The organism is Deltaproteobacteria bacterium HGW-Deltaproteobacteria-2 (genome assembly GCA_002840505.1).
Lineage (GTDB): Bacteria > Desulfobacterota > Syntrophia > Syntrophales > Smithellaceae > Smithella.
This window is the reverse complement of the sequence record PHBC01000003.1, coordinates 126,326-139,599: the sequence shown is the minus strand read 5'-3', so window position 1 is coordinate 139,599 and position 13,274 is coordinate 126,326. Positions and strand designations below refer to the sequence as shown.

Sequence of the window (13,274 nt, the reverse complement as noted above, 5' to 3'; positions counted from 1 at the left end):
AAACAAATAATGAACAAAGGAGAATTAAATTCCCAATCAGAGATAATATTGAAGTGATGAGATTAAGTCGATAAATCCGACAAATATAGTGCTCTGATTAAAATAGGAATAAAATGATAACATGCATGAACTTCCCGTTACTGAGAGTATTTTAAAGGTTGTATTAAAACACGCAGAGAAAAACAGCGTGCGTCAAGTCGTGTCTATTAGTCTGCAGATAGGTAAACTCAGCGATCTCGAAGATGAATGGATTCAACGCTATTTTGATTACCTGAGCAAGGGCACTTTGGCCGAAGGGGCAAAACTCAAAATCGAGCGAATGCCGATCATGGTGCAATGCAGCGCTTGTTCCACTTCTTATGAAGCCGAGGCGGCAAGTTTAGGTGATCTTGTCTGCCCGGCCTGCGGAGGAAAAAACATCACGCTTGTTTCCGGAAGGGAATATTACATCAAGGATATGGAGGTACAATAGTGGAAGAGGTCAGGCTGATAGAAGTTAAAGAGGAAATCCTGGCGGACAACGTCAAAGTAGCTACTGAAGTTCGGGAACGGCTCAAAAAAACAAAAACCATGCTTTTGAACCTAATGTCTTCACCGGGTTCGGGTAAAACCAGTCTGATTCTTCAAACGATTGCCAATCTAAAAGGAAAATTGCGTCTCGGTGTGATTGAAGCTGATATCGATTCCAAAGTGGATGCCGAAAAGGTTGCCGCCCAGGGCATTTCAGCCGTTCAGCTCAGGACGGGTGGATTCTGCCATCTCGACGCTACTATGGTTACTCAAGGTATTGATGCCCTGGCTGTGAACGATCTGGATCTTATTATCATCGAAAATGTAGGGAATCTTGTTTGTCCTGCCGAGTTCGATACCGGCGCTCACAAAAATGTGATGATCCTGAGCGTTCCGGAGGGTGACGACAAACCTCTTAAGTATCCACTGATGTTTTCCATCTGTGATGTACTGCTCGTTAATAAAATTGATTATTTGTCTCTCAGCAATTTTGACATGGCGGCCATGCGTAAACGAGTCTTGGCTTTAAATCCCCGCATCACCATCATAGAGGTTTCCTGTGTAACAGGATCGGGTATAGAAGACTGGATCACCTGGTTGAAGAAAGAAGTGGACAGCTTCAGGCAGTTAAAATAGTTCTCCACCTGAAGTATTGGTAAAAGCGAATTATGGAAACAACACAAGCGCGTACAAACAAGGTTGCTGTTAATAGAGGTAACCTGAATTTTACGGCGATTGATTTTGAAACTGCTAACTACGAGAAAACCAGCGCCTGTCAGATAGGAATAGTCGTTGTTAAAAACAGTGAAATAGTAAAAACATATTCGAGTTACATAAAACCATCCCCTAATTTCTTTATTCCGTTCTTCACTGAGTTACACAATATAGACGCTGGAAAAGTAAGCAAATTCCCTTTATTCGGTGAATTGTGGAGGGAAATGTCCGAGTATTTAACGGATTCGGATATACTGGTAGCGCATAATGCAATTTTTGATATAAATGTATTAATGGCCTGTTGTGGGAAGTATGGAATTGAATACAAATTGCCAACCAGTTTCTGCACTTGTCAGGCCGCACGCAGAAATTTGCCCCATCTTTCAAATCATAAGCTGTCGACTGTTTGTAGTCATTATGGAATAGATCTGAATCATCATGAAGCATTAAGTGATGCCAGGGCAGCAGCCTTGATTGCATTGAAATTGCTGGGATAATAATTAACTTTAGCCAAACATTTGCATTGTGCTCATTTTGTGATACAAGCTCCTGCAAATATAGTAAATCTTCAGTTTTTCAATTTTTTATTCCCGAATTGATATTTTAGGCATTTTTTATGTCTATAAAGTGTCTTTATTTGAGGAAACTACGGAAAAAAGTAAAGAAGATCAAAGTACTATATATTGTGGTATAAATTATTAGATAACACCATTTGTTGTATTTTTTCTTTACAAAGGAATAATCTTTTGCTAGAATTTTATAAATTCCAGCACAGACATTAAACAGAAAAATTATGAATTTAAAAAAGTTAGAAATATCCGGTTTTAAATCGTTTCGCGACAAAGTTATTCTTGATTTTCACAACGGAATCACGGGAATAGTTGGACCCAACGGTTGCGGAAAGTCCAATATCGTTGACGCTATCCGGTGGGTAATGGGTGAACAACGCGTCAAAGCTTTACGCGGGACAAAAATGGATGATGTTGTTTTTAACGGCAGCCAGGATTCCGCGCCGGTAAGCATAGCGGAAGTTACCATGACTTTGGTTGCCAATGGTCAAAGTTTCCCGGGTGCTTATTCCGAATTGAGCGAGATTTCTGTTTCCCGTAAGGTTGTTTGTGAAGGTGAGCATGAATATTATCTCAACAAGGTTCCCTGCCGGCTTCTTGATATCAAAGAATTCTTCATGGGCACAGGTGTTGGCGCCAGAACATATTCTCTGATTGAGCAGGGGCATGTGTCTAATCTTGTTGAAGCCAAGCCTGAAGATAGAAGATTGTTTATTGAAGATGCCGCCGGCGTCTCCAAATATAAAAGCCGCAAGGAAGCCGCAGTCCGTAAAATGGAAGCGACAAAACAAAATATTTTGCGGCTGAACGATATCATTAAGGAAGTAAAATCTCAGCTCAATACCATTTCCCGCCAGGCCAAAAGAGCGGAACAATATAAAAACATAAAGCAGCAAAGCAAAGAAGCGGAATTAACAATTGCCCTGCAAAATTATGTTGAACTTGCCGGGAAAGAATCTTCTTTACAGGCTGTGCGAACCCAACTTCAAGATGAGAATTCAGGCATTCATGCAAATCTCGAAGCTAAAGAATCAGCGTTAGATGAGCTGAAAATGAAACTTTTGGAAAATGAAGAGTTGATAGCCAAAAGCCAGCAGGAACTCTACGAGATAAAAAATACAATCAGTATTAAAGAAAAAAATATCGAATTTGCCAGCCGCCAGGCAGAGGACACCTCGGAACGCAAGCAAAAAGATTTAGCGGAAATTCAACTGCTCCGGTCGAAAAAAGCTGATTTGATTGTAGAAATTGAAAATCTGCAAACAAGTGCGGCTAACGCCGAAAGTAAAATTGCCGTCCTAAAAACAGAACATGACGAAATTCAGCAAAAAGTTCAAGAACTGAACGATATCGATAAAACAGCAAATACTCAGTTGGAAGAAAAGAAAATTTTATATATCGATATAGTGACGGAAAAAGCCAAGCTCAAGAATATGATTTCCAGTCTGAGCAAAAATATCGAGGATTTGAAAAAACGTGAGGAAAGAGAAACCCGTGAGCTGGACGATGATAAAAAATTGTTTACTGATTTAACAGGCAAATTGGCATCGGTAAATGAAGAATTAACCAAGGATGAAGAGGACATCGTTCAGTTGGGAGAGAGAAGAACGATGGCGACGAGCGAGGTTGAGAGATATAAAGCGGATTTGCAATCAAACGAGGAAAGCATCGCTAAAATTAAGGAAGAGATAAACGTTAAATCATCCCGATTGGTTTCTCTGAAAGAATTTCAGGAAGCATATAAGTGGAGTAACGAAGGCGTTAAGACGATTATTGAAAATAATGAACAAAGAGATAATTTTTACGGAGTTGTGGCTGATCATATAAATGTTTCCCGTGAATATGAATCTGCTGTGGAAGCGGTTTTGGGAGAAAAGCTTCAATATGTAGTCGTCAAAAGTCAGGAAGACGGCGTACGTGCTATCGATCATTTAAAAAACTATCAATTGGGCCGCGGCAGTTTTGTATCAGTGGATTTGAGAAATCATGAAGCAAAAACTTTCAGCGAAGAACATCTTCAGGAAGCTGAATACTTATTGCAGAAAGTTAAAGTTCATGATGATTTTAAGCAAATTGCCGAATGTCTGTTAGGCGATGTTCTACTCATACCAACAATTGAAAAAGGTCTTTCTCTCTGGAAGAAAAATGGTTTTAGAGGAACTTTTGTTACACCGGATGGAGATATTATCAGTCGGCATGGAGTGTTAACAGGCGGTAGCGGAGCGGCAGTGGAAAAAAGTCTTTTAGCGACAAAAAGGGAAATTAATGAACTGGGAAACGAAGTATCATCGCTCTCTTCAGATTTAGAAGTAAAGACGGATCAAAAAAAGAAACTTGTTGCCATGATAGCTCAATGGGAAGAAGAATTGGCTCAAATGAGAACCAGGATTCATTTGTTGGAAATTGCTATTAACGGTAGAAAAAAAGATCACGAACGTTTTGGAGACGAAACAAACAGATTAAAGCAGAGAATTGCCGTTTTGGAATTTAACCGGCAAAACATAAAGGCGGAAGAAGTGGAAGCCGAAGAAAAGTTGCAAAAATTCAACGCCGATCTTTTACGCAAAGATGAAGAAGAAAAAGAAATCAATACACTAATTTCCAATTTAAACGCGGAAAGAGATCAGACGCGGGTGATAATTGATGAACAGGAGCGTTATTTAACGGACAAAAAAATAGAGATGGCTTCTTCAGAAGAGAAAAAGGAAGCTGATTTACGAACAATATCGCGACTGCAAAATGATATCAGTACAATAGAAAATGAAGATATGGTTAAAGGTGAGGAGATTGTTTCCTGCGAAAAGCAGATTATCGAATTAACCCAAACAATCGAAACGGAGCAAACGATACTCAAGGAACTTTATTCCGGCTTTGCAGCGCAGGAAACGGTTCTGGCAGAAAAAAAGGCGGCGCAGAATCGGGAAGACGCGCAACTGAAAATAAAAGAAAATGAAATCAGGGAAATTAAAAAGAAACTTGATGAATTACGTCAGCAGATAAATGAAATGGAAATTCAGTGTCGCGAAGTGGCCTTAAATGGCGAAAATTTGAGAAAAATAATTGCCGAGAAACATGATATTGACCTGAAAAGCATGGTCGACGGATTTACGAAAATCGAAGAGGAGAAACTTACCGAACTCATCGCCTTACTGGAAAAAAATAAGCAAATAATAGATGAATTCGGCGAAGTAAATTTGCTTGCCCTTAATGAATTTGAAGAGCTCGATAAACGTTATAACTTCTTATCGGCACAAATATCGGATCTGAATACTTCGCTTAATGTTTTGCAACGGACAATTACACGCATTAATAAAATTTCCCGCGCCAGATTTGCCGAAACATTTGAAGCCGTCAATGTCTGCTTTAAGGACGTATTTGCGCAGATCTTTCCGGGAGGCCGCGGAGAACTTTTGCTGACTGATGAAAATGATTTGCTGGAAACAGGAGTTGATATCGATATTCAGGTTCCCGGCAAAAGAAGACAAAATGTTAATCTGCTGTCCGGTGGTGAAAAGTCACTGGTGGCGGTTGCTTTGATTTTCGCCATTTTAAAGTACCGTCCTTCGCCGTTCCTGGTTCTGGACGAAGTTGACGCTGCCCTGGATGACGCCAATACCAATCTGTTCAACCGGTTGATTAAAGATGTTGCCCAGCAATCTCAGGTTGTTATGATTACGCACAACAAGAGTACAATGGAAGTTGCCAACTCTCTATTTGGAGTCACCATGCAAAAACAGGGGATATCTTCTCTGGTTTCCGTCAATCTCAACTAGCCCACTTTTAAATCAAAGCGCTATTTTTGTTGGCACAGCCTGCCTCGGCGTAGGGCCGGGGTTGCCGGTTTTTTCAACGTATAACCTGATGCTTTACTTCTTCATAAAAAGCGGTTATTAATTATCATCGCATAAGAAAGGTGTATGTATGGCAAAGATAAGTTTTTTTGAAAAAATAAAAAATGGGCTGACCAAAACAAGGAATGCTCTGACGAAAAATCTGGACAATCTTATTTTCGGCAGAAGAGTTCTGGATAAAGAACTCTTCGATGAACTGGAAGAGCTTTTAATTTCTGCGGATATGGGTCCCCAGTTTACCTACGATTTGATTGATGATGTTAAACAGCGCGTCAGCCGTAATGAACTGCAGAACGCTCAGGAAATAAAGAAGATTTTGCAGGAGCGGATGATTGCCATTCTGCAAAAGATGGAGACGCCCCTGTCTATTCCTAAAGGGAAACCATTTATTATTATGACTATCGGGGTCAATGGCAGCGGTAAAACAACCACCATAGGCAAATTAGCGAACTCACTGAAAAGTGATGGCTATGAGGTCATGCTGGTTGCCGCCGATACTTTCCGGGCGGCGGCTGTCGAACAGCTCGAAGTTTGGGGTCAGCGCGTGGGCGCTCCGGTCATCAAGCAAAAAACAAACGCCGATCCGGCGGCTGTTGTGTTTGACGCTGTGGCAAAAATTAAAGCCGGTTATTCCGGAGTTGTTATTGTGGATACTGCCGGCCGATTGCATACCAGAGTAAATTTGATGGAGGAATTGAAAAAGGTAAAAAGAATTATTAACAAAGAAATGCCAGAATTGTCGCCGGAGATATTACTGATTCTTGATGCGACGACAGGCCAGAATGCCGTTGTTCAGGCCAAGACATTTAAAGAAGAAATCGGAGCGACCGGCATTGTCCTGACCAAACTTGATGGCACATCCAAGGGCGGTGTGGTAGTGCGCATAGCCAGTGAGCTTGCCCTGCCGGTTCGGTATATCGGGGTCGGCGAGGGCCTGGATGATTTGCGCGTTTTCGACAGCGGTGATTTTACAAAAGCTCTTTTGGAATAAATTGTTATGAAATCAGGCAATATCTCATGAATAAAATCTATGCCATAGGAGATATTCACGGCTGTCTGGAAAAGCTTAAAGATCTGATGTCCAGGATTGATATCGACAGACAAAATGACACGCTGATCTTCATCGGTGATTACATTGATCGCGGCCGATTCAGTAAGGAAGTTATAGATTATGTCCTTCATCTACAAGGCAAATATAAAAAAATGGTATGTCTCCTCGGTAATCATGAAAGTATGTTTTTGAACTATCTGGAAGGTGTGGATGAGGACATGTATTTGACGAACGGAGGTATCAACACCCTTCATTCCTATGGTATTTCTCTTTATGACGATATTGAAAAAAGAAAAAACAAAATTCCCGCTGATCATCTAACCTTTTTCCAATCTCTGCGGCCCTATTATGAAGAAGGGACATATATATTTGTTCACGCCGGTTTAAATCCTGAAGTACCCTTGGCCGAGCAGGGAATATATGATTTATTATGGGTGAGGTACGAGTTTATAGAAAGCGAGCACGACATTGGTAAAATAGTTGTCTTCGGTCACACCCCAATAGGAGAGAGACCGCTAATCAAGAAGAATAAAATAGGCATTGATACAGGCGTAGTTTATGGCGGAAAGCTTACCTGTATCGAACTGCCGGATATAAAAATTTATCAGGCGTAAATATGAAAATTATTGAATGTGTACCGAATTTTAGCGAAGGGTGTGATTCCCGGACAATCACGGCGATTGCTGCTGTTTTTAAATCATTTCCCGACGTGCAACTGGCTGATTTTAGCGGTGATGCCGATCATAATAGAAGTGTCTTTACCTTTTTGGGAAAGCCGAAGGATGTGCTTGCCGCGGCGCTTGCTGCCTGCGGTAAAGCTCTGGAGCTGATTGATATGCGTAAACAGGCCGGAGCTCATCCGCGTTTGGGCGCAGTTGATGTTGTGCCTTTTGTTCCACTGGGGACGGCGAAGATGAAAGACGCGGTTGATCTGGCCCATTCTTTCGGGAAACAATTGGGCGAGCGCTTCGGCGTTCCCGTGTATTTCTATGGTTTTGCGGCGCGAAAAGATTCGTATATAGAATTGCCAGACGTTCGCCGCGGTGGATACGAAGGATTGGCAGAAAAAATGATGCGTATGAAAGATATTCCGGATGAAGGAGGGAAAAAATTCAACGCGCAGTCCGGTGCTACTGTTGTTGGTGCCAGAGATTTGCTGGTTGCTTATAATATAAATCTGGCTAGTGAGGACATGCATCTTGCAAAGCATATAGCGTCGCGAATCAGAGAAAAGGGCGGTGGTTTAAAATCTGTACGCGCCATCGGATTAATGTTAAAAAGCCGCGGTGTGGCGCAGGTGTCTCTTAATTTGCTTAACTATAAAGAAACGCCGCTAAAGACGGTTTTTGACCGGGTGAAAATTCTGGCGGCTGAGGGTGGCGCCAAAATATTGGAATCAGAATTAATCGGCCTTGCTCCCAAATGCGCATTTGCCGGCACAACACCTGAATATCTGAAACTCAAAGATTTTAACGAACATCGTCTGCTGGAAACACATTTAAAGTATTTATCCCAATAGGCTAAACTTTTTTCTTTGCTTCCTTTTTCTTCGCTTTAGCCAGTGCTTTTACAAGTTTTTTATCGGGAATTTCACTGATTGATGGGGAATGAGACTCGGATGAGTTTGTTGAGCCATTCGGCGTAACTTCGTTTTTCTCGCGGCGCGCACGTATTTTCCCGGCGATTGCCTCTGCCGCCATCCTGCCGAACTGTCCGATAAATCCGGCAATAAGAACAAGAACAATCCATTTCAGAACAGACCACGAACTGACGTATTCCAATATTTCCTTCATGTTTTATTCAAACCTGATTTAGATGCAAGAGTTCATGCGGATTGTCAAAAAGATAATCCGGTTTGGCCGCGGCCATTTTTTCTTTACTGTGCCAGCCCCAGGTTACGCCCACGGTTTTAACTCCAGCCTGTTTGCCTTCCTTGATATCTCCGGTTGTGTCGCCTATATAGTAAATATCGTTCGGCGCTCCAGAATATTTTTTTGCGGCGTAGATAATTTTTTCTTTTTTGCTGAACTTAAAATCAGAACCGAGAATTTCCTGAAATATTCCATTAAAATGATAAAGGCGCAGAGCCTCTTGAATGGTCGGGCTGTCATTTGAGGAAATAACTATAAGTGTATGATTTTTTCTGAGTTCATTAAGGACAGGCAGCATAGCTTTGAAGGGCTTCATTTTGCTGTAATCAATACGCGCGATAATATCTTCGGCGGCTTCCATAAACACGTCTAAATTAACGCCTTTCTTTTCCAGTGATTCGTAAAAATTATTGTCAAAAAGCTCCAGAAATTCTTCTCTGCCACGTGTTAACGGCTGATTTATTTTCTGGAGACAATCGGTAACTGTTTTTTCATAAACATCCAATGAGTCAACAAGGACACCGTCAAAATCAAAAAGAAACAATTTCATGAACGTTTTTCCCCTTTATGCATACTGGAAATGGAGATGCAATATGGTTTTGTAAGGATTCCCTTTTCCGTAATAATTGCCGAGATAAATTTAGCCGGCGTTACATCAAAAGCCGGATTATAAACTTTTGTTCCAGCCGGTGCGCTGCGAACTCCCTTAAACTTCGTTACTTCTTCACTTTTTCTTTCTTCAATAGGAATGACCTCTCCCGTCTTTAAAGAAACATCAATTGTGGAAAGCGGCGCCGCTATGTAAAATGGAATGCGATGCGCCCGGGCCAAAACCGCCAGAGAATAGGTGCCGATTTTATTGGCCGTATCTCCATTGGCGGCGATTCGATCTGCTCCCACTATAATCTTATCAATCTTTCCCTGGCTCATCAGAAATCCCGCCATGTTGTCGGTAATCAGCGTGAAAGGAATTTTTTCTTTTTTCAATTCCCATGTGGTGAGTCTTGCGCCCTGAAGTACAGGTCTGGTTTCGTCCACATATACATGCAGTTTTTTGCCCTGTTCGCAGGCCGCGCGAATGACGCCCAATGCGGTTCCATATCCGGCCGTTGCCAAGGCGCCGGCATTGCAATGAGTCAGGATATTATCTCCGTCGGCAAAAAGCGGGCTGCCGTTTTTCCCCATTTGCCGGTTGATTTCTATATCTTCAGAACAAATGCATTTCGCTTCATTGATTAGTTCTTTAATCAGATTACTTTGGCTTGCCGGTTTTGCTCGAGAAAGGACTTCTTTCATTCGTTCCAAAGCCCAGAAGAGATTGCGTGCCGTTGGCCGAGATTTTGCGATTTCGTCGCAGATGGCTAAAATATTTTTCTGGAATTCTTTTGGAGATAAAGAGGGCAGGTGCAGGGCTCCCAACGCGGCCGCCATTGCGGCCGCAACGCCGATGGCCGGAGCGCCGCGTACGGTTAAATCCTTTATGGCGGAAATTACTTCTTTATACGAATTGCAGACAACATATTTTTCAGCGATAGGCAAAGCATTCTGGTCGATTAAAATTACACTGTTATTTTTCCAAAAAATTGTTCTAATCATTGTGAAACTCCAATTCCGAAAGCGAAGCGTAGCGGAATTGGCAAATTGAACAATCCCGCGCAGCGGAGGGTGCTATGTTCCGCAGTTTGCTGCGGAACATACCCGTGGTTATTCGGCAAGCATCTTTTTAAGAAGTTCATTGACGAGCTGAGGGTTGGCTTTGCCCTGAGTCGCCTTCATCACCTGACCAACGAAAAAACCGAAAAGTTTTTCCTTGCCGCCGCGATAATCCTTAAGCTGCCCTGGATTGGCTTCGATGATGGCAGTGATAGTCTTTACCAGTTCGCCTTCATTCGTAATTTGCACCAGGCCTTTTTCTTCGATAATCATTTGCGGCGATTTACCGGTTTTGTACATATCTTCGACTATTTCTTTGGCCATTTTACCGCTGATGGTGCCTTCTTCAATCAGCCGGATCATATCGGCCAGGGATTGCGCCTTGATGGGACATTGACGGATATCGAGTTTATCTTCATTAAGAAATTTCATAACGTCGCCCATAATCCAGTTACTGGCGACTTTGGGTTTGGCGCAGAGCTTGACCACTTCTTCATAGTAATTCGCCAGCGCCTTGTCGGCTGTCAGTACGCCGGCGTCGTAAGCGGGAATTTGATAATCCTTGACGAATCTCTCCCGTTTGACCAGCGGCAATTCGGGAAGATCTTTTTTGATTTTTTCGACCCAGGCGTCATCAACCAAAATCGGAACCAAGTCGGGATCAGGGAAATAACGGTAGTCGTGCGCTTCTTCCTTGCTGCGCATGGAATTGGTGGCGCCTTGAGCGTCATCCCACAGACGTGTTTCCTGAATCACCGTGCCGCCGTTTTCCACAAGATATTGCTGGCGCTTGATTTCATATTCCAATGCGCGCTGTACATTGCGGAAGGAATTCATATTTTTTAATTCCGTTCTGGTGCCATATTCCTTCTGACCTCTAGGTCTGATGGATACATTTGCATCGCAGCGAAACGATCCTTCCTCCATGTTCCCGTCGCAAATTTCCAGATAAACCAGAATTTCATGCAGGCGTTTGAGATAGTCGGCCGCTTCTTCGGATGAACGCATATCCGGTTCGCTGACGATTTCAATCAGCGGAACGCCGGTGCGGTTCAGATCAACGTAACTTACTGGGTTGTGTTCGTCGTGCATCAGCTTGCCGGCGTCCTCTTCCATATGAATTCTCGTGATACCGATTTTCTTTTGCTCTCCGTTTATATCCAGAATAACATGGCCGTGTTCCGCCAGAGGATAGGAGTATTGGGATATCTGGTATCCTTTGGGCAGATCGGGATAAAAGTAATTTTTACGCGCAAACTCGCAGGATTTATTTATTCCACAGTTTGTTGCCAGCGCCATCTTCATGGCGTATTCGACAACTTTTTTATTCAAGACCGGCAGAACTCCGGGCATGCCCAGACAAACGGGACAGGTATGACTGTTGGGCGATGCGCCGAATTTTGTGGAGCAGCCGCAGAAAATTTTTGTGTCGGTTAACATTTGGGCGTGAACTTCCAGCCCGATGACTGTTTCAAAATCCATTATAACGCAGGCCTCCTCTTTTCAATTTTGGCGTTTTTCTCGTAAGCAGAGGCGATTTGAATTAATTTTCCTTCCTCAAAATGGCCGGCCAGAAATTGCACTCCTATCGGCAGGCCGCCGGAAGTAAATCCGCAGGGAACCGAAATTCCAGGTATTCCCGCCAGATTTGTTGATATGGTGAAAATATCGGAAAGATACATCTGCAGCGGGTCATCTGTTTTTTCGCCGATCTTAAAAGCCGGTGTCGGCGTTGTCGGAGTAAGTATAACATCACACTTTTTAAAAGCCTCTTCAAAGTCTCGCTTGATTAACGCCCGCACCTGGGAAGCCTTCTTGTAGTAAGCATCGTAATACCCGGCAGACAAGGCGTAGGTGCCTATCATGATTCTTCTTTTAACTTCCGCGCCGAATCCCTGCATGCGGGTTGTTCTGTACATTTCTAAAAGCTCGCGAACATCGGCCGACCGGAAGCCATATCTAACGCCGTCGTAACGTGCCAGATTGGAACTGGCCTCTGCCGGAGCGATGATATAATAAGTAGCTACAGAGTATTGAGTATGCGGCAGAGAAATATCCACGCATTGTCCGCCGCTTTGTTCGATTACCATTATTGCTTTTTTAATGGCAGCGGTCACCTCCGGATCAATGCCTTCAATAAAATATTCTTTGGGAATTCCTATCTTCCAGCCTTTGATATCACGTCCGACAAATTGCCGGTAATCGGGCACTTCCATGGGAACGGAAGTTGATTCTTTTGCATCATATCCGGCCAGAACATTCATCATAATAGCGCAGTCCTCTACATCTTTGGTAAAAGGTCCGATTTGATCAAGCGAAGACGCGAAAGCGATAAGTCCGAATCGAGAGACACGTCCATACGTCGGTTTCATTCCGACAACGCCGCAAAGCGCCGCCGGCTGGCGGATAGAACCGCCGGTGTCGGAACCGATGGAAGCGATGCATTCATCCGCGGCAACCGCCGTTGCGGAGCCGCCGCTGGAGCCGCCCGGAATTCTTTCCAGATCCCAGGGATTGCGGGTAGGGCCGAAATACGAAGTTTCCGTCGAAGATCCCATGGCAAATTCGTCCATGTTAGTTTTGCCGACAAATACTGCTCCGGCAGACGTCAGTTTTTCCACGACGGTGGCGTTATAAGGCGGTGCAAAATTATGCAATATGTGCGAACCGCATGTCGTGATGATGCCTTTAGTGCAGACAATATCTTTCAACGCAATGGGAATTCCGGTTAATGGTTTTATATCGCCTTTTTTAATGTTCTCATCAGCTTTTGCCGCAGCGGCAAGAGCTTCATCTTTTATCAAACGGATGTAGGAATGCACTCGTTCTTCCACGGCGTCAATTCGTGAAAAAACAGACTCGGTAATCTGTGTTGCCGACACGTCGCCGTTTTTGATTTTTTCCTGCAATTCATGAATGGTAAACTGATTTAACTCCATAGTCTCCTTGATAACATTGTTACACAAATCGGTATTTTAATTTTTTAAACGGCTTTGCAAAAAGATTCAGATACAAGGCGTGCAAAACCTGAGGAATGAGGCGTACTATTTTCGTA

The 13,274-nt window shown here is 43.1% G+C and carries 12 protein-coding genes; 7 read left to right on the top strand and 5 right to left on the bottom strand.

Annotated elements, in window-relative coordinates; genetic code table 11:
* Nucleotides 1-121 precede the first annotated feature (121 nt).
* The 7 genes from hypA (at nt 122) to ftcD (ending at nt 8,214) form a co-directional block, all read left to right on the top strand.
* Nucleotides 122-472, top strand: a complete 351-nt coding sequence (gene hypA, locus CVU62_07545; GenBank protein ID PKN37577.1) for a hydrogenase maturation nickel metallochaperone HypA — start codon at nt 122-124, stop codon at nt 470-472.
* The gene (hypB, locus tag CVU62_07540; GenBank protein PKN37576.1) at nt 472-1,146 is read left to right on the top strand and encodes a hydrogenase accessory protein HypB; all 675 of its coding nucleotides are present in this window, start codon (nt 472-474) and stop codon (nt 1,144-1,146) included. Before hypA ends, hypB begins: the two co-directional genes overlap by 1 nt.
* A gap of 32 nt (nt 1,147-1,178) precedes the next feature.
* The gene (locus CVU62_07535) at nt 1,179-1,721 is read left to right on the top strand and encodes a DNA polymerase III (GenBank protein PKN37575.1); all 543 of its coding nucleotides are present in this window, start codon (nt 1,179-1,181) and stop codon (nt 1,719-1,721) included.
* A gap of 296 nt (nt 1,722-2,017) precedes the next feature.
* Nucleotides 2,018-5,566, top strand: a complete 3,549-nt coding sequence (gene smc, locus CVU62_07530; GenBank protein ID PKN37574.1) for a chromosome segregation protein SMC — start codon at nt 2,018-2,020, stop codon at nt 5,564-5,566.
* 157 nt (nt 5,567-5,723) lie between these two features.
* On the top strand, nt 5,724-6,635 hold the full coding sequence (locus tag CVU62_07525; GenBank protein PKN38048.1) for a signal recognition particle-docking protein FtsY: 912 nt from the start codon (nt 5,724-5,726) through the stop codon (nt 6,633-6,635).
* 26 nt (nt 6,636-6,661) lie between these two features.
* A complete protein-coding gene (locus CVU62_07520; protein ID PKN37573.1) occupies nt 6,662-7,309 on the top strand; it encodes a serine/threonine protein phosphatase in 648 nt (215 codons plus the stop codon).
* 2 nt (nt 7,310-7,311) lie between these two features.
* Nucleotides 7,312-8,214, top strand: a complete 903-nt coding sequence (gene ftcD / locus CVU62_07515) for a glutamate formimidoyltransferase (GenBank protein ID PKN37572.1) — start codon at nt 7,312-7,314, stop codon at nt 8,212-8,214.
* Nucleotide 8,215: 1 nt separating this feature from the next.
* Here ftcD and CVU62_07510 read toward each other — a convergent pair whose 3' ends face one another.
* The 5 genes from CVU62_07510 to gatA form a co-directional block, all read right to left on the bottom strand.
* Nucleotides 8,216-8,488, bottom strand: a complete 273-nt coding sequence (locus CVU62_07510; GenBank protein PKN37571.1) for a hypothetical protein — start codon at nt 8,486-8,488, stop codon at nt 8,216-8,218.
* Between the two features lie 7 nt (nt 8,489-8,495).
* Nucleotides 8,496-9,116: a hypothetical protein gene (locus tag CVU62_07505; protein ID PKN37570.1), complete on the bottom strand. Its 621-nt coding sequence runs from the start codon at nt 9,114-9,116 to the stop codon at nt 8,496-8,498.
* On the bottom strand, nt 9,113-10,162 hold the full coding sequence (mtnA, locus tag CVU62_07500) for an S-methyl-5-thioribose-1-phosphate isomerase (protein PKN37569.1): 1,050 nt from the start codon (nt 10,160-10,162) through the stop codon (nt 9,113-9,115). Before mtnA ends, CVU62_07505 begins: the two co-directional genes overlap by 4 nt.
* A gap of 108 nt (nt 10,163-10,270) precedes the next feature.
* Entirely contained in the window at nt 10,271-11,701 is a 1,431-nt protein-coding gene (locus tag CVU62_07495) for an Asp-tRNA(Asn)/Glu-tRNA(Gln) amidotransferase GatCAB subunit B (GenBank protein PKN37568.1), read from the bottom strand.
* On the bottom strand, nt 11,701-13,158 hold the full coding sequence (gatA, locus tag CVU62_07490) for an Asp-tRNA(Asn)/Glu-tRNA(Gln) amidotransferase GatCAB subunit A (GenBank protein ID PKN37567.1): 1,458 nt from the start codon (nt 13,156-13,158) through the stop codon (nt 11,701-11,703). The genes CVU62_07495 and gatA overlap by 1 nt, the downstream gene beginning before the upstream one ends.
* Between the last annotated feature and the right edge of the window lie 116 nt (nt 13,159-13,274).